At 76.6% G+C, this 17,310-nt stretch carries 13 protein-coding genes, 1 tRNA gene and 1 pseudogene; 9 read left to right on the forward strand and 6 right to left on the reverse strand.

Annotated elements, in window-relative coordinates; translation table 11 throughout:
* Positions 1-135 precede the first annotated feature (135 nt).
* Positions 136-207, forward strand: a tRNA-Val gene (locus ACI782_RS25225).
* Positions 208-246: 39 nt separating this feature from the next.
* On the opposite strand, the gene ACI782_RS25230 is transcribed toward ACI782_RS25225, so the two are convergent.
* Entirely contained in the window at positions 247-2,127 is a 1,881-nt protein-coding gene (locus tag ACI782_RS25230; RefSeq protein ID WP_456912865.1) for an acyltransferase family protein, read from the reverse strand.
* A 293-nt stretch (positions 2,128-2,420) separates the two neighbouring features.
* Between ACI782_RS25230 and ACI782_RS25235 the strand changes: the two genes are divergently transcribed.
* Positions 2,421-3,203, forward strand: a complete 783-nt coding sequence (locus ACI782_RS25235) for a bestrophin-like domain (RefSeq protein ID WP_456912866.1) — start codon at positions 2,421-2,423, stop codon at positions 3,201-3,203.
* 5 nt (positions 3,204-3,208) lie between these two features.
* On the opposite strand, the gene ACI782_RS25240 is transcribed toward ACI782_RS25235, so the two are convergent.
* A complete protein-coding gene (locus ACI782_RS25240; RefSeq protein ID WP_456912867.1) occupies positions 3,209-4,021 on the reverse strand; it encodes an esterase/lipase family protein in 813 nt (270 codons plus the stop codon).
* Between the two features lie 217 nt (positions 4,022-4,238).
* Between ACI782_RS25240 and ACI782_RS25245 the strand changes: the two genes are divergently transcribed.
* Positions 4,239-5,141: an alpha/beta fold hydrolase gene (locus ACI782_RS25245; RefSeq protein ID WP_456912868.1), complete on the forward strand. Its 903-nt coding sequence runs from the start codon at positions 4,239-4,241 to the stop codon at positions 5,139-5,141.
* Position 5,142: 1 nt separating this feature from the next.
* On the opposite strand, the gene ACI782_RS25250 is transcribed toward ACI782_RS25245, so the two are convergent.
* From ACI782_RS25250 to ACI782_RS25265, 4 genes are all read right to left on the reverse strand, one after another.
* Positions 5,143-6,141: an NAD-dependent epimerase/dehydratase family protein gene (locus tag ACI782_RS25250; RefSeq protein ID WP_456912869.1), complete on the reverse strand. Its 999-nt coding sequence runs from the start codon at positions 6,139-6,141 to the stop codon at positions 5,143-5,145.
* Between the two features lie 37 nt (positions 6,142-6,178).
* Positions 6,179-7,579: a WS/DGAT/MGAT family O-acyltransferase gene (locus tag ACI782_RS25255; protein ID WP_456912870.1), complete on the reverse strand. Its 1,401-nt coding sequence runs from the start codon at positions 7,577-7,579 to the stop codon at positions 6,179-6,181.
* Positions 7,580-7,647: 68 nt separating this feature from the next.
* Positions 7,648-8,601 (reverse strand): alpha/beta fold hydrolase, encoded by a 954-nt coding sequence (locus tag ACI782_RS25260; RefSeq protein WP_456912871.1) that lies wholly within the window; start codon positions 8,599-8,601, stop codon positions 7,648-7,650.
* 20 nt (positions 8,602-8,621) lie between these two features.
* A complete protein-coding gene (locus ACI782_RS25265) occupies positions 8,622-10,595 on the reverse strand; it encodes an FUSC family protein (protein WP_456912872.1) in 1,974 nt (657 codons plus the stop codon).
* A 115-nt stretch (positions 10,596-10,710) separates the two neighbouring features.
* Here ACI782_RS25265 and ACI782_RS25270 point away from each other — a divergent pair, with 115 nt between their 5' ends.
* The 6 genes and pseudogenes from ACI782_RS25270 to ACI782_RS25295 all read left to right on the forward strand — a co-directional run.
* Positions 10,711-13,083, forward strand: a complete 2,373-nt coding sequence (locus ACI782_RS25270) for an ATP-binding protein (RefSeq protein ID WP_456912873.1) — start codon at positions 10,711-10,713, stop codon at positions 13,081-13,083.
* Between the two features lie 96 nt (positions 13,084-13,179).
* Complete coding sequence (locus ACI782_RS25275; RefSeq protein ID WP_456912874.1) at positions 13,180-14,562, forward strand: FAD-dependent oxidoreductase; 1,383 nt, start codon at positions 13,180-13,182, stop codon at positions 14,560-14,562.
* 381 nt (positions 14,563-14,943) lie between these two features.
* Positions 14,944-15,477: pseudogene (locus ACI782_RS25280) on the forward strand (DUF222 domain-containing protein); the annotation flags it as partial.
* 272 nt (positions 15,478-15,749) lie between these two features.
* Entirely contained in the window at positions 15,750-16,409 is a 660-nt protein-coding gene (locus ACI782_RS25285; protein ID WP_456912877.1) for an HNH endonuclease, read from the forward strand.
* Positions 16,410-16,797: 388 nt separating this feature from the next.
* Complete coding sequence (locus ACI782_RS25290) at positions 16,798-17,046, forward strand: transposase (RefSeq protein ID WP_456912876.1); 249 nt, start codon at positions 16,798-16,800, stop codon at positions 17,044-17,046.
* Between the two features lie 84 nt (positions 17,047-17,130).
* Positions 17,131-17,310: hypothetical protein (locus tag ACI782_RS25295; protein WP_456912875.1), on the forward strand; the 180-nt coding region annotated here is incomplete at its 3' end.

The raw sequence follows: 17,310 nt of genomic DNA on the forward strand, positions 1-17,310 counted from the left end.
GCCCCCCCCTGGCCGGGCGGGTAGGAGCGGGGGGGGGTCTCGGGGGGAGACGGGCGGGGGGGGGGGGGGGGCCCCCCCCCCCCCCCCCCCCCCCACCCCGTGCCACCCGTCCGGGCCACCTACCCTGGGCGGGCGGGGCGCGTAGCTCAGCGGGAGAGCTCTCGCCTTACAAGCGAGCGGTCGCAGGTTCGATCCCTGCCGCGCCCACCTCCGCCGTCGACCCGTGAGCCCGGGCGACGGCCCCCGTCACGGGGTGCCCTCCAGCGGCTGTGCCAGGGCGCGGGCGATCGCGTCGGCGTAGAGGGCGGCCCCGTCGGGCCGGGGGTGCGTGGCGTCGGGATAGAGCAGCGCGGGCTGGGCGGCGATCACGTCGTGCCAATCGGCGATGCTGACCCCCGGCCGGCCGCGGGCACCGTGCAGCGTGGCGTTGACCTCGTCCTGCCAGGGTCTGGGCACGTGCACGGTGACGAGGACCAGGCGGTGGCCCGGGCCGATGCTGTCGAGGATCCGGTCCAGGTCGGCAGGGGTGAAGGGGCCGTTGCTGCCCAGGCCCAGGACGACGTCGAGGCGCAGTTGCCCGTTGCGCTGCAGGTCGGCGATGACCTGCGGCGCATCGACCATCTGCCGGCCGATGACGGCGTCGATGGCGATGCCGGGCAGCCGGTCCTGCAGCGCGGTGGCCCCGGCCAGCATCACCGAGTCCCCGATCGCGGTGAGCTGCGCCCCGGGGAGCGAGTCGGTCGGTGGAGAGGTACCGGAGGAGGGGCCGGCCGTGCTGGACGGCGGGTCGATGGTCGGCTGCGGGCCCGGCGCGGGCGTGGCCACGGCTCGGATCCCGGCCTCGATCTGCGCTTCGGCGTCCTGCGGGGGAGGCGCGGCGACGAGGCCGACGACCCCCGCGGTCATCACCCCCAGCGTGAGCGCCGCGACGCCCGCGACGCGCGCCCGGCGGCCCGCCGCCACCCGACCCGCCGGCCGTGCCCCGGCCACCAGTCCGCGCAGCGAGCCGGTGAGGCCGCGGGTGAGGACTGGGCGCTCGACCAGCGTCCACGAGGCCGCGGCCAGCCCGACCGTCAGGGCGAGCGCGCCCAGCCGGACGAGGGGCTCCGCCGCGGTGGTGGGCCCGAGAGCGTCCCGGATCAGCACCAGCACGGGCCAGTGCCAGAGGTACAGCGCGTAGGAGCGGACCCCGATCCAGCGCAACGGCCGCACGCTCAGGAGCCGAGCGGTGCGCGTGGCCGGGCAGGCGGCCACGGCGACCAGCCCCGCGGTCGCGACCGTGACCAGCGCTGCGCCGCCGCGATAGGTGGCGGCGTCCAGTTGGCCCAGCCCGACGATGCCGGCCGCCACGGCGACCGCGAGCAGGGCGGAGGTGGCGTCCAACGACCGGCGGACACGGGCCCGCGGCCGCCCTGCCAGCCGCTCGGGCGGCAGCGACACCGCCAGCGCCGCGCCGAGGAGCAGTCCGAAGGAGTGGGTGTCGGTGCCGAAGTAGACCCGAGAGGGATCGGCGCCGGGGTCGTGGAGGGCGGCCATGGCCACCGCCGAGCACGCCGCGGCCCCCGCGATGGTCAGTGCCAACCCGCGGCGGGGCAGGTGGCGCAGCCCGAGGACGAGCAGCAACGGCCAGGTCAGGTAGAACTGCTCCTCGACCGCCAGGGACCACAGGTGCTGCAGCAGGGACGGCGGAGCGAACCGGGCGGAGTAGGAGTGGTCCGCGACGATCTGCCACCAGTTGCTGGTGTAGGTCGCGGCCGCCGCCACGTCGGCGCGCAGAGCCTGCAGCTGCCCGCGGTCGACGACCGCGGCCACGGCGCACACCACGGCGACCATCGCGGCCAGCGCGGGCAGGAGGCGGCGGGCGCGCCGGATCCAGAAGCGGCGCAGGTCCAGCCGGCCACGACGGTCCCACTCGGCGCCGAGGAGGCTGGTGATCAGGTAACCGGACAGGACGAAGAAGACGTCCACACCCAGGAACCCGCCCGAGGCCCAGCCCAGGTCCAGGTGGTAGGCGACGACGGCGAGCACCGCGACGGCTCGCAGACCGTCCAGCCCGGGCAGACGTCCCGGCGTGGCGTCGACCGGCGTGCGGACGACGGGCTGGATGCCGTTCCTCGGCTCGGCCACGGACAGGCCCTCCGGAGTCCCGACGACGAGCTCGCGACGACGAGAACTGAGGCCTCGCCGGTCTATCGGGCCATCGACCGTGGCCGACGGCTCGGCGGCGCGGCGCGGCGCACATCGGTGTGGCGAGGACGCCATCGTTTCGCCGCGGCTCGTCGACGGTCAAGGCATCCCGGTGCCCTCGAGGGGGCCACCGTGGTCGCGCCCAGGGTCGATGGCCCCTGGGCGACCCTTCAGGTACTGCCTAGTGTCGCTGGACGCGTGCCCGCGGTCGCCCACCGACCGGGGAGGTCCCGGTGTCCGACGAGTTGCTCAACATGCCCACCTGGGTGGTCTTCGTCCTGCTGGTGGTCGTCCTGCCCGCCGTCGTGCTGCTGCTGCAGTGGGGGATCCGCCGCCGGTGGCCGACCCTGGCGGAGGGCGACCACAACGAGGTGGTCGGGTTCATCATCGCGGTCGTCGGCGTCATCTACGCCGTGCTCCTCGCGTTCGTGGTGATCGTCGCGTGGGAGAACTTCACGTCGGCGGAGCGGATCGTCGGGCAGGAGGCGAGCGCCCTGCGCGGCATCTACCGGCAGAGCGTCGCCTTCCCCCCGGAGACGCAGGACGAACTCGGCGACCTGGTCCGGCAGTACGCGGACGAGGTCATCGAGCTGGAGTGGCCGCAGATGCGCGAGGGGGAACCGGGGGACCCACGGCTGGGTGACGTCCTGGACGGGATGACCAGCGCGATCGCCGCGGCCCCCGCGGCCACGCCGGCCCAGCAGGAGTTCGTCGGGGCCGAGGCCGAGCGGCTGGCCCAGCTGGTGAGCCTGCGCAGCCAGCGGCTCGACTACGTGGAGCGGACCATCCCCGCGGTGCTGTGGATCGCGCTGATCGTGGGTGCGGTCGTGACCATCGGGTTCGCCCTGCTCTTCGGCCTCCGGCGGGCGGCGCTGCACGCCCTGATGCTCGCCAGCCTGTCGGCGCTCGTCGGCGTGCTGCTGTTCGTGGCGGTCGAGATGGACCACCCGTTCTCCGGGGGCGTCCGGATCGCCCCCGAGCCCTTCGAGCGGGTGCTGGCCGACTTCGGCTCGTGACCGGGTCAGGCGGCCGCGGCGCACCGGGTGGGCGGCGGGGAGTCGGGGCGCGGGAAGGCCGGGCGCAGGAACAGCGGGGGCCGGAACGGCTGCCAGGCGCCCTCCGGCTGGGCCAGCCGGTCGGCGATCGCCCAGACGGCCGCCGGGTGGTGACCCAGGCCGAGGTGGCTGGCCAGGACGGCGATGTTCTCGCAGCGCTCGCCCGGGGTGTCCAGGCAGGTCTGCCAGTGCACGATCCCGTCGAAGTGCGAGTAGATCGAGGTGGCCGGCACGGTCAGCGGGGTGCTGTCGGACTCCAGCGGCAGGGTCCGGTGCTCGACGTGCAGGTGCGAGTACCGGTCGAAGGCCCGCGCCGCCCGGCTCTGGCTGTGCCGGGCCAGCCGGAACGGGGTGCCCAGGGTGATCACCTGCCGGACCGAGTCCGGCGTCCGGCGGGCCAGGTCGCGGGCGAAGATCCCGCCCAGGCTCCAGCCGACCAGGCTGACGGGCCGGCCGTAGCGGTCACTGAGGTCGTCGAGCCGGTCGCGCATCCCCTCGACGCACGCCGCCGTCGGGCCGATGTTGCGGCCGAGTCGCCAGCCGTGCACGCGGTAGCCGAGGTGGCGCAGCACCGAGCGCAGGGCGCGGGTCGAGGTGTCGTCGGCGAGCAGGCCCGGCAGGACCAGCACCGGGTGCCCGTCCCCCCTCGGCAGCCGCTGCATCAGCGGACGGGCGGCGAGGAAGAGCCCGAAGTCGGCGACCCCGCGCGCCGGCTCGGTGAGGTAGAGCGGCAGCGCCGGGCCGTCCCCCCGGAACCGTTCCCCCTGCGGTCGTGACACGCCGTCCTCCTCGCCGTCGCGGCCCGGTGGCCGTCCTGCTCGGTACCACTCTGCTGGGGCGGTCACACCTGACTGCTACGACGCGCGGGTGGACGGCCCGTTGCTGTGGCCTCCGTCACAGGAAACGCACAGGCCCCACGAGTGGTGCCCGGGTCGCGTGGCGACTCGCGCCCGCGCGGGGCAGCGTGGGGCGCGATCCGCCGACGGGAGGGGCGCCGTGGGAACCGAGGACGCCGGGCTGCGCGGGCGCAGCCGCACCGTGGACCTCGACGGCCCGGTCCACTGCGTCGACTACGGCGGCAACGGGGCAGGACCGACCGTCGTCCTGGTGCACGGCCTGGGCGGGTCGCACCTCAACTGGGACCTGTTCGCCCCGCTGCTCACGCCGCACGCGCGGGTGCACGCGCTGGACCTGCCCGGCTTCGGTCGCAGCGAGCCGGGGCACCGGAACGCCTCGGTGCGCGCCAACGTCGCCGTCCTCGACCGGTTCGTCCGCGAGGTGGTCGGGAGCCCGGTGGTGCTCGTCGGCAACTCCATGGGCGGGATGATCTCGATCCTCGAGGCGGCGCGGTCCCCGGCGAAGGTCAGCGGGCTGGTGCTGGTCGACCCCGCCGTCCCCGGCCCGCGCGGCCGCCCCGACCCGCGCACCATCCGCAACTTCGTGGCCTACGCGCTGCCGGGCGTCGGCGAGCGGTTCGTGGCCGCCCAGCGCGCCAGACGCGGAGCGCGGGGCACGGTCCTGGACATGCTGGAGCTGTGCGGGGTCGACCCGGCCGCCGTGCCGCCGGAGCTCATCGAGCGGTCGGTCGAGCTGATCGACCAGCGGCAGGACGTCGCCGGCATGGACCGTGCCTTCCTCACCGCCGCCCGGTCGCTGCTCCTGCTGCTGGCCGACCCGCGGTTGATGCGCCGGGCGATGGCCGGCGTCGACGTGCCGGTGCTGCTGGTGCACGGGGACCGCGACCGGCTGGTCCCGGTGACCGTGGCCCGCGACGTCGCCCGCCGGCACCCGACGTGGGAGTACGTCGAGATGGCCGACGTTGGGCACGTGCCGCAGCTGCAGTCCCCTGAGGAGCTGGCCGGGGTCGTCCTCGACTGGCTGCGGCGGGTCCCGTGGTGACTCAGGCCAGGGTGGCGCGCAGCGCCTCCAGCCCGGTGTAGCGCGGCTGCCAGCCCAGCACCTCCTTGGCGCGCGAGGTGTCCACGATCGCCGGGCGGGTGACCGCCTCCACCCACTCGGCCGCCGGCGGCAGGAACGGCAGCCGGGTCATCACACGGGCCGCCAGCTCCGCCGGACCGGCCGGCACCGGGATCGCCAGCCCGCCGAGCTCCCGGACGACGTCCGCGGCGGTCAGGACGCCGTCCCCGGCGACGTTGTAGGGGCCGGGCGGGCCGGCCGCGACGACGCACTGCAGCAGCGCGCTGCCGACGTCGTCCTCGTGCACGAACTGGACGGGGAACTCCGGCGCGAGCACGGGCACCGGGACCGGCAGCCGCCGGGGCCGGCCGAACAGGCGGCGGCCGAGGGGGGCGAGCGGGCCGGGCAGCACGTCCTTGGCGCCGACGGCGTTGGGCCCGAGCACCACCGTCGGGCGCAGCAGGTACAGCCCGAGGTCCGGCGTGGCGGCGGCCTCGGCGGTGAGCAGGTGCTCGAGCTCCGCCTTCTCCTGCGCGTAGAACAGCCGGGCGGCCGGTCGCACCGGCCAGTCCTCGGGGATCCGCTCGGGGTTGTCCGGGTGCCACCCGTAGGCGGCGACCGACGAGGCGTACACGAACCGGCGCGCGCCGACCGCGGCCGCGGCGCGGAAGGCGTTCAGCGTGCCGTCGACGTTGATGGCCCGGGTGGTCCGCCGGGAGGCGTTGCCGGTGACGAGGAACGCCAGGTGCACGACGACGTCGGCGCCGTCCACGGCCTCGCGCAGGTCGCCGAGGTCCCGGACGTCGCCGCGGCGGTAGGTCATCTTCGTCCAGCCCCGCTCGGCGGGGTCGAACGGACGGCGGGCGATGCCGACGACCCGCCGCACCCGGTCGTCGGCCTCCAGCAGGGGCAGCAGACCCGCGCCGAAGGTGCCGGTCGGGCCGGTGACGGCGACGGTCAGCTCGGTATCGCGATCAGCCACCCCGTCCGGCTACCCGGCCGCCAGCGGGCCAATCCGCTCAACCGGCCGCGGCGCTGCGCCCGGCCGCGACGAGCTCGTCCACCCCGCGCCGGATGCCGCCGGCGAGCACGTCGACGTCCGGGAAGGCGTCGAAGTCGGCGTTGATGCCGAAGGTCATCGTGTCCAGGTAGCTGAAGACCCCGATCGAGAGGCGCATGCCGCCGGCGATCGGCACGTAGGCGTGCGCCGAGCACATCCGCCGGCCCAGCACGTAGAGCGGGACCCGCGGCCCCGGCACGTTCGTGGTCACCGCCTGGTACCACATCGAGGACGCCGCCACGCCCGCGCGCACGCCCAGGGCCAGCAGCGTGGGCGCCACGAAGTCGCCCATCGCGATGATCGAGCGGGCGTCGACGGCCGACAGGCGCCGCTTGTGCTCGTCCATCTGCCCCCGGACCGACGCCAGCCGCGCCACCGGGTCGGGCTCGGCGACGGGCAGGTCCACGAACACCGGGGCCACCTGGTTGCCCAGCGTGCCGCGCTCGCCGGGCCGGCGGACCGACACCGGCACCATCGAGCGGACGACCAGCCCGTCGGAGAGGGCTCCGCGCCGCTCCAGCAGGTCCCGGAAGCCGCGGGTGATCGCGGTGAGGACGAGGTCGTTGACCGTGCCGCCCAGCGCCCGGCGCGCCCCCTTCAGCTCCTCGAGCTGCGCCTCCGTCCAGGCCCAGCGGCGGTGCGGACCGATGGGGCCGTTGAGGGACCGCGCGGTGCGGGTGCCGACCTGCCGGGCGACGGCCGGCACGTTGGCGGCCACGGAGCGGCCGGCCCTCAGCGCCCCCTTGGACGCCCCGCGGACCCCGCCGACGCCGGGCAGACGGGAGAACTCCCGCAGGGGGTGGGTGACCGCGTCGTGGACGGCGCCGGCCACCACCTCGACGGTCGACGGGCTGCGCTGCGGCGTCCAGTCCTGCGGCTCGGGGTGGGTGGCGTCCGGGGTGAGGTCGAAGACCAGCTGCATGAGGTCGGTGCCGGCGATGCCGTCGACCATGCAGTGGTGCACCTTCGAGATCAGCGCCCAGCGGCCGTCGGCCAGCCCCTCGACCAGGTAGAGCTCCCACAGCGGCTTGGCGAGGTCCAGCCGTTGGCCGAGGACCCGGCCGGCCAGGTTGCGCAGCTGCTCGTCCCCGCCCGGCTGCGGCACGGCGGTGTGCCGGACGTGGTACAGGATCTGGAAGTGCGGGTCGTCGACCCACAGCGGGCGGCCGAGGTCCATGGGCACCCGCCGGACCCGCTGCCGGTAGCGGGGGACCAGCGGCAGCTTGGCCAGGAGCAGCCGGACGACGTCGCCATAGGACGGCGCCGGGCCCTCGAAGACCGCGACCGACCCCACGTGCAGCGGGGTGTTCTCGCTCTCCGCGAAGTAGAAACCGGCGTCGGTCGGGCTCAAGCGGTCCACGGTCAGCTCCTCGGTGCGCGTCGGACGGCGCAAGCCGACCACGCCCCCGCGACCGCGTCCACCGCGCCTCACCCGGCCTGGCGGTGCTCGAGACCGGACTCCACCTGGTCGAGCAGCCGGAGGAAGGCCGCGTCCACGACCTCGTGGCGGGTGAGGTTGACACTGTGGCCCGCGCCGGGGACGACGACCACCTCGGCCGAGTCGCCGATCCGGGCGGCCAGGAGGGACCCGTGGCGGACGGGGGTGAGCCGGTCGTGGGTCCCCGCGACGACGGTCACCGGGACCCGGCCGAGGACGGGCAGGGCCGCGGACTCGTCGTGCTCCAGGAAGGTCGCGTAGAACGCCATCGTGACCGGGAGGGGCGTCTCCTCCAGCAGCGCCTGCACCATCCGCACCTGCACCGGGTCGGCGTCGTCCCGGCCGAACAGGTAGCGGCGGGTGAACCACCGGCCGGCCGCCGTCCCGCGCCGCCGGAACCCCTCCATCAGCGGCGCGAGCGCCTGCAGCAGGCGCAGGTACACGGGCAGCAGGCCGAGCCGGCGCAGCGCGCGGACGCCCAGCCCGACCAGGCCGGTGCGCGCCAGCCCGCCCGATGAGGTCGCGAGCAGGAAGACCCCGACGACCCGGTCGCCGAACAGCTCCGGGCGTTGCCGGGCCAGGGCCATGACGCTCATCCCGCCCATCGAGTGCCCGGCCAGCACCACCGGGCCGGACGGGACGACGGCGTCGAGCACCTGGCCCAGGTCGCGGCCCGTGCGGTCGATCGTCGCCCGGGTCAGCGGCGTCCAGCCCGACCGCCCGTGGCCGCGCTGGTCCCACAGCACCAGGCGGGCGCGGGAGCGCAGGGCCGCCCGCTGGAGGTCCCACTCGGCCAGCCGGGCGGTGAAGCCGTGGCTGAAGACGACGGTGAGACGGCTCGCCGCCTCCCCGTCCACCTCGACGTGCAGGTCGACGCCGTCGTCGGTGCGGACGGTGCGCGACCCGGGCGGCGGTGGCCCGGGCGGCCGGGGGGTCACGGTCACCGGTACATCGTCCCTGCCGCTCAGTCCTCGCCGCTCCACGGGCGGCCGGGTGCGGCGTCGCGGACCAGCCGGCGGGCAGCGTCCACCTCGCGGGCGACCGGCGCGAGCACCCCGTCGGCGTGGATCTCGGCGTCGTCGGGCGGCCGGTGCGCGCGGATGTCGGCCTCCAGCTCGCGGATGGCCCGGCGCAGGACGGCGACCTGGGCGAGGTCGGGCGCGGGCTCTCCCGAGCGGATGGCGATGACGGCCTCGGTCACCGCATCCGACGTCCGCTCGAGCTGCACGATGACCGGCCAGAACGCCGCCGCGCGGGTGCTGACCGGCGGCGGCTCGGCCAGCCGCCGCTGCAGCTGGGTGTGCAGCTCGGTGAGCGCGCGGTAGCTCCGCCGCCGGGCCCGGCGCCGCTCGGCGGGGCTGCCGGTGAACGCGGCGGCCACGAAGGCGTCGAGGGCGAGGGCGGCGTCGCGCAGCGCCTCGTCCAGGGGCGCTCGCCAGGTCTGCGGCCACAGCAGGTAGCCGAAGACCAGCACGATGGCGCAGCCGATGAGGGTGTCGAGCAGCCGGGCGCCGACCAGGCCGGGTCCCCCGGGCAGGGCGACGTCGAGCAACAGGATGATCACCGGCGTCTGGAACACCGAGAACAGGCCGAAGTTGGCGTTGCGCGCCCAGGGCAGCAGCCCCGCCGCGACGGCCATCGCCACGAGCACCCACGCGTCGCGGGGGAGCACCGCGAGCAGCAGCGAGCCGATGAGGACGCCGAGCAGGGTGCCCGCGCCGCGCTGCACGGCGCGCGTGAAGACCGAGCCGAAGTCCGGCTTGAGCACGATCGCGACGGTGAGCAGCACCCAGTAGGGGCGCTCGATGGGCAGGGCCTGGCGGGCGATCTCGGCGATCGTCATGCACAGGGCCAGGCGGACGGCGAACGCCCGGCTGTCGGGGCTGCCCACGGTGCGGTCGGCGAGGTCGCGCAGCCGGGTCCGCAGGTCGGGGCGCAGCTGGGGCACCGCGGCGCCGGCCCGCTCCTCGGGGTCGCCGACGACGTTCCACACCAGCCGGACCCCGTGGCGCACCGCGCGACGGGTCGGCTCGCCGCTCTCCATCGGCTCCGGGCGCTGGGGCGGCAGCTCGCGCCCGCCGCCGACGTCCGCGGCGAGGGCGTGCACCGCGGTGATGTCGCGAGGGTCCGCCGGCACCCCGGCGCGGACGGTGGCGACCGTCCCCTCCACCAGCGGTGCCGCCGCGTTGAGCACCCCGGCCAGCTCGGAGAGCTCCTTGCTCCGCCCGGCGGTGCGGCTGCGGCTGCGGATCACCCGGTCGTAGGCGTCGTTGAGCGCGGTGGTCAGCTTGCGGCGGGCCTCCTCGGTGTCCGGCGTCCCGACCGCGGACAGCAGCTCCCCGATGCGCGTGAAGACGGCCGCGACCGCCGTCCGGTCGGGGTCGGAGGTCTCGGTGGCGTACTGGACCAGCGTGGTCAGCGTCGCCCAGGCCGCGCCGGCGACGAAGAAGCCGACCTCCGCGGCCGGCGGCAGCGGCGTGGTCAGGCCCGACCCCAGGGCCGTGTACACCAGCAACTGGAGGGCGCCGAGGGAGAGCGCCGAGTTGACCGCGCTGATCAGCGCGGCCAGCGCGGACATGACGGCGATGACGAGGACGGGCAGCCAGCCGCCGCCGGAGGCGTACTGGCCGACGACCAGCCCGACGCCGCCGAAGACGGTCGCCGCGGCGATGCGGCGCAGCCGGTCGCGCAGCGGGCCCGGCTGGGGCGCGAGGCTGCCCGCCAGGGCGCCGGTGGTGGCGAAGACGCCCGCACCGAGGACCGGCCCCGGCTCGATCCCGCCCTCGACGGCCACGGCCACCGCCAGCGGCGCGGGGATCGTCACGGCGAAGCGGACGACGTCCCGCCAGGGGACCGGTGGGGGAGTGGTGCGGACCAGCTCCTCGAGCCAGGCCGGCGCCCGCAGCCCCCTCTCCGCCACGGCTCCCGAGCTTTCCATCCCGCCAGGTCACCGGTGCGCACGGGCGCTCGGCCAGGGACCGCGTGCCGTGCCGGTCGACCGCGGCGTTCCGTAACGGGTTGGCCGCGCCCGCCGAGGAGAGCAGGCTTGCGGTGTGCCTGGGGAGGCGCCGGCGATCGTGGCGGCGCGGGGGAGGGCCGCGGAGCACGGCGGCACCGCCGCGCTGCCCGTTCCCCTTGCCTCCCTCGTCGGCCGCGCCGCCGACCTGGAGACGGTGGGCGGGCTGCTGCGCCGCGCCCGACTGGTCACGCTCGTCGGGGCCGGCGGGTGCGGCAAGACCCGCCTGGCGATCGCCGCCGCGGACCGGGAGCGGGAGCGGGGGACGCCGGTCGCCTGGTGGCCGCTGGACCCGCTGCGGGAGCCGGCGCTGGTCGCGCCGTCCCTGGCCACGGCGCTCGGCCTGGCGCACAGCCGGGTCGACACCGCCGCGCTGGCCGGAGCCCTCGGGGACCGTGAGGTCCTGGTGGTGGCCGACAACTGCGAGCACCTGGCCGCCGGGGTCGCCGATCTGGTCCTGGCCCTGCTGCCGGTCTGCCCCGGGCTGCGGGTGCTGGCGACCAGCCGCCAGGCCCTGGAGGTCGCCGGGGAGCACGTGTGGGAGGTCCCGCCGCTGGGCGTGCCGGCGACCGCCGACCGCGCCGCCGTCGGCGCCGCTCCGGCCGTGCAGCTGTTCCAGGAGCGGGCGGCCGCGGCCGGAGCGGCGCTGTCCGCGGAGGACCTCCCGGTCGTCGGCCGGCTGGTCCGCCGGCTCGACGGGATGCCGCTGGCCGTGGAGCTGGCGGCGGCCCGGACCGCGGTCATGGCGCCGGACGAGCTCGACGAGCAGCTCGACGACGCGTTCCGGCTGCTCGTCGACGAGCGCCTCGGCGTCCCCGCGCGGCAGCGGACCCTGCAGGCCACCCTGGCCTGGAGCCACGACCTGCTCGGACCGGCCGAGCGCACGCTGTTCCGGCGGCTGGCCGTCTTCGCGGGCCCCTTCGACCGGGAGGCCGCGACCGCCGTCGCCGGCGACCTCGGCGCCGGGACCGGCGACGTCGTCCCGGCAGTGCTGGAGCGGCTGGGCCGCCGGCACCTGGTCCACGGGCTCCGCGAGGGGGGACGGCGCAGCCACCGGCTGCTCGAGCCGGTGCGCCAGTTCGCCGCGGCGCGGCTGGCCGAGTCGGGCGAGGCCGAGGAGGTGGCCTGGCGGCACGCCCGGCACCACCTGACCCTCGTCCGGCGGCTGTCCGCGACGCTGCCGGGGCCCAACGGCGCGGGGGTGCAGCAGCGGGTCCTCGACCACTTCGACTCCCGCAGCCCCGACCTGCGAGCCGCGCTGACGTGGGCGCGGGACACCCCCGGCCAGGCGGACCTGCTGGTCGACCTGGTCGTGCCGCAGTGGTGGGTGTGGTGGCGCCTGGGCCGCTTCGCCGAGGGGCTGACCTGGATCCGGGCGGCGCTGGCCACCGGCGCCGGCACGACGGCCGAGCGCGCCGAGCTGCTGCACGGCCTGGGGTGGCTGTCCCGCCACCAGGACGCCCCGGAGGAGGCGCGGACGGCGCTCACCGAGGCACTGCGGCTCTACGACGAGCTCGGCGACCACACCGGCGCCTCGTTCGTGCTGCACCGGCTGGCCGCGCTGCGGCTCGACGCCGCCGTGCTCGCCGGGCCGGAGGCGCTGGCGGAGGGCCCGGCCCTGGTCGAGGCCAGCGAGGCCCGGGCCCGGGCAGCCGGCGACGTCTGGGCGCTGGGGGCGGCGACGTACTGGCACGGGCTGTTCGCCCTGGTCGAGGGCGACGCCGACACCGGCGCCCGGTTGCTCGCCGAGGCCCGCGGGGCGTTCGTCGTCGCCGGGGACCAGTGGGCGGTGGGCCGGACCACGGGGATGAGCGCGCTGGCGCTGGTCCGGGCCGGGCAGCTCCGGGACGCCGCCACGGTGCTGCGCGAGGCGGAGCGGACCAGCACCGAGGTGCGCGACCACTGGGGGCTGGCGCGCTGGGCGCTGCACGACGCGGAGTGGCACCTGCGGGACGGCGACCCCCGGGAGGCGGCCCGCGCGTGCGCCCGGTCGGCCGCCGGCTTCGCCGAGCTCGGCGACGGCCTGCGCATCGTCGAGGTGGCCCGGCTGTACGCCGCCGCCCTCGACGCGCAGGGCCGCGCCGCCGAGGCCACCCAGCTGCGGGCGGCCGCCGACGCGGCCGCGGCGCGCCCCGGGTCGGGCGGTGCCCGCCTGGCCGACCAGGTCGCCGAGTTCGCCGCGCCGCGCCCGGCGCCGGACGCGCTCGCCGAACCGCTGTCCGCCCGGGAGCTGGAGGTGCTCCGGCTGGTCGCGCGGGGCCGCAGCGACGCGGAGGTGGCGCAGGCGCTGTTCCTCAGCGTGCGCACCGTGGGCGGCCACCTCGGCTCGGCCTACCGGAAGCTCGGCGTCCGCTCGCGGACGGCGGCCGTCGCACGGCTCGCCGAGCTCGGGCTGGGGCCGGACGCGTAGTCGGACGGGTAGTCCTACGCATCTGCCCGGCCGGTCCCGTCACGACGCTGGAGGGCAGCGGCCGTCCGTGGGGAGGCGGCCCAGTCGGAGGTGGTCATGTCCGTCCTCCCACACCCCGGCCGGCGCAGCACCGCCGTCGTCATCGGGGCCGGCATGGCGGGACTGCTGGCGGCGCGGGTCCTGTCCGAGCACGTCGACCGCGTGGTGCTCCTCGACCACGACACGCTGCCCGAGGGCGCCGTGCCGCGCGGTGGGGCGCCGCAGTCCGCGCACCCGCACGCGCTGCTGTCCCGCGGCCGGGCGGCGCTCGAGGACCTGTACCCCGGCCTGACCGCCGAGCTGGTGGCGCGGGGAGCCGTGCCCGGTGACCCGCAGGCCGACTCCCGCTGGGTCACCGACGGCTACACGATGGCGCCCGGCCCCTCCGGGCTCACCGGCGTCCTGGCCAGCCGGCCGCTGCTGGAGCGCGAGGTGCGCCGCCGGACCCTCGCCGACCCCCGCATCCAGCTGCACGAGCGGGTCGACGTCCGGACCCTGCTGCACGACGGCGACGGCAACGTGCTCGGGGTCGCGGCGGTCGAGTGGGACGGCGCCGGCCAGGGCATCCGGCACTGGGACGCCGAGCTCGTCGTCGACGCCACCGGGCGCATGTCGCGGACGCCGGAGTGGCTGTCCGCGCTCGGCTTCCAGCCGCCCGAGGAGGAGCGGGTGGAGGTCGACGTCGCGTACTCGACGCGGCACTACCGGCGCGAGCCCGGGCACCTGGACGGCGCCCTCGGGGCGCTCGTGTCGGCCTCGCCGGACTGCCAGCGGGGTGGCGTGCTGCTGGCGCAGGAGGGCGACCGGTGGATCTGCACCCTCGCCGGCTTCTTCGGGGACCGGCCGCCGGTCGACCCCGAGGGCTTCGAGGCCTACGCCGCGACGCTGCTCTCGCCGCTGGTGCACGAGGTCATCGGCTCCGCGGTGCCGCTGGACGACCCGCGGCGCTTCCGGTTCCCCGCCTCGGTGCGTCGGCGCTACGAGCGGCTGGCACGCGTGCCGCTGGGCCTGCTCGTCGTCGGCGACGCGATCTGCAGCTTCGACCCCGTCTACGGCCAGGGCATGACCGTGGCCGCCCTGGAGGCCATCGCCCTCCGGAGGCTGCTCGCCGGCGGGTTGCACCGGCCCGGTCTCGCGGCGGAGTTCTGGCAGGCGGCCGCCACGACGATCGACAACCCGTGGCAGATCGCCGTCGGCGGGGACATGCGGCTGCCCGGCTACCGCGGCCCGGTCGACCGGCGGACCCGGGTGGTCAACGCCTACCTGGGCAAGGTCTACCGCGCGGCCTCGCTCGACCCCGTGGTCGGGACGGCGTTCATGAGGGTGGCCCAGATGGAGGCGCCGCCGTCGAGCCTGATGTCGCCGGGCGTGATGGCGCACGTGCTGCGCGGGGCGCGGCGGGTGCCGCTGGGGTTGGAGGAGTTCCGGGTCCCCGCGTGAGGCCGGGTCGGCATGTCGCCAGGACGACGTGTCGACCCGGCGACTTGTCTCTCTGCCGCTTTCCTCCCTGCCGTTCGTCTCCTCAGCTCGTCTCGTTCATGCCGCGCTGGGATCGACGGTTCGCACCTGCCCGGTGACGACCGCCGACCGCGATCCCCTCGCATCTCTGCTGCTCAGGGGCCGGGAAGTGTCGTACCCCTCACCTGGGTTCAGGCCGTGTTCGGTGGCAGCGGGTTCGGGGTCGGCCTGACCGTCGCCCCACTCGAGCCGCCCGCCGACGTGCCGGTGGATCCGGTGCCGCTGGCCGATGCGCTGCCGGCGTGGGCCCGCCCGGCGGAGGAGGAGGCGGCCGAGCTGCAGCGGCTGCAGCAGCTCAAGGCGATGCTGGCCGCCTACGAGCTGGACCTGATCGCCGGGCTGGCCGCCGACCGCCCCGACACCCACGACCGCCGGCCCGGCGCCGCCGCGGGCGGGCCGGGCGGGCCCGGGCAGCCGGCCGGGGGCGGTGAGTTCCTCGCCGACGAGCTGGCGCTGGTGCTGAACACCTCCCGGACGGCGGCGTCGTGCCTGATCGACCGGGCGACCGCGCTGACCGAGGCGCTGCCGGGCACCCGGGCGGCGCCGGCCGAGGGGCGGCTGGACTGGCCGCGGGCCCGCGCCATCGCCGAGGAGCTGGGGTGGAGGGCGGGGGCCACCGATCCGGCGGTCCTGGCCGCGGTGGAGGCGGCGGTGCTGCCCCGCGCCGGCGAGCTGTCCATCCGCCGGCGCAAGGCCGCGGTGGCCGCCGAGCTGACCGCCCGCGCCGCCGCCGCCAACCGCCGCCGGGACGCCGCCCGGGGCGCCACCGTCGTCGTCCGGCCGGTCGGGGAGGGCGTGTCGGAGCTGGTCGCGCGGCTGCCGCACGAGCTGGCCGCCGCCTGCCGGCACGCCATGGACGGCCTGGCCCGGGCGGCGCAGACCGCGGGGGACGAGCGGCCGATCGGGATGCTGCGCGCCGGGGTGCTGGCCGATCCGGTGCTGCACCCCGGGGGCGCCGACCGCGATCCGGTGACCGCGCAGCTGACCCTCACCGCCCCGCTGGACGCGCTCACCCCGGCCCGGTTCCTCGCCCAGGGCGCCCCGCCCCCGGCGGCCTTCGCCCCGCCCGGCGCGCCGGGTTCGGCCGTCCTCGCCGCCGCGCCGGGGCGGTGCCGGCGCCGACCGGGGAGGTCGACGAGCAGCCGATCACCGCCGCCCACCTGCGCGAACTGCTCACCCAGCTGGACGCGATCTGCCCCGGCGGGCTGCAGGCCCCCGCCGGCGGCACCCTCACGATCGCGGTCACCGACGCGGCCGGCGGGCTGCTGGCCAGCACCCGCCGGAAGGCCGAGCGGATCGCCCGCCGCGGCTGCCCCACCCACCCCGACACCGGCCCCGGGGACGCCGGCTGCGGGTGTGCGCTGCTGGGCCGGCCGCCGGCGACCGACGCCTACGCGCCCACCGCCGCCCAGCGGCGCTGGACCACGACCCGCGACCGCACCTGCCGCCATCCCGGCCGCGGCAACCCGGCCGGCTGGGCCGATCTGGACCACGTCCTCCCGCACGCCCGCGGCGGCGAGACGTCCTGCGCGAACCTGTGCTGCCTGTGCCGGCGGCACCACCGGCTCAAGACCCACGCCCGCGGCTGGTGCCACGACCTGACCCCCGACGGGGTGCTGTCGGTGACCACCCCCAACGGGGTCACCCGGGTCAGCCGCCCCCCGGGCACCCAGCGGCCCGGCCTGCCCCTCACCGGCCCCCGCGTCCTCGCCCGGGCACCCCACCCGCCACCGGCACCCGACCCCGCCGACGACCCACCGCCGTTCTAGGGCCAGTCCTGCGGAGCACGCGTGCCGCCACTGCTGCGGCGGCGAAGCTCGCTGCTGAGTTGGCCCAACGGCCTCACGGTCACGGTCGAGCCAGACTCATGGCAGGGGCGCGGACCGGAACTGTCCCCGTAGCCGTCCTCTGTCCCGTTGCGGCATGGGGACACCTCGGCCAGGGGCTCGTGATCGGCTGGGATGCCTGGCCGAGGGCGAAGCTCGGCCAGGCATCCCAGCGCTCCTGCGCTACTGGCCGCGCAGGGTGCACCACATCGGACCTGTTCGACCTGCTGTTGTCCGAAGGGATCCCTGCAGGGCGTCGAGCTGAACGCCCACGTGGCCGCCTGCTCGTGCCGTTCGCTGGACCGGGCCCTACACGTACCCGGCCGACACGCTGGGGCTCAGGGTGCGCCAGGGCGGTTGCGTGGTCATCACACAGGCCCGCTGGTCGCCGGTGTCAACGGGCGACAGCCACCGACAGATCCTCGCTCAGAAGGTCGCCGGCGGCGAACACGACTGCGGCCGGCCGGCCTTCTTCCGCCATCTGGCCGCCCGCGGGCTCAGCGTCGTGTGGCTGGTCGCCTCCCACGTCAACCGGGGGTTGGTCGATGCGATCGGCGCCACGTTCCTCGGTGCCGGCTGACAGCGCCGGACCCACGAGGCCTCGACCCTGGTCGACTAGCTGCCGAACGTCGCCGTTGAGCACGTCAGGTTCGCGCGGATCGACGTGCTGGTCTTCTCCGCCTTCCCCGTCTTCCCGAAGGAGGTCCGGGGCCTGCTCTGGCTCCCCGGCTTCGCCGACGGGCTCGGCCGCGGGAGCCGCGGACACATCGGCGTCCTCGGGCACGTCTCCGCCGGTGACCCCTTGGTCGACGACGTGCTGGTCTTCTCCGTCTTCCCGGGGGAG

The sequence above is a fragment of the Geodermatophilus sp. SYSU D00703 genome, from assembly GCF_054050155.1.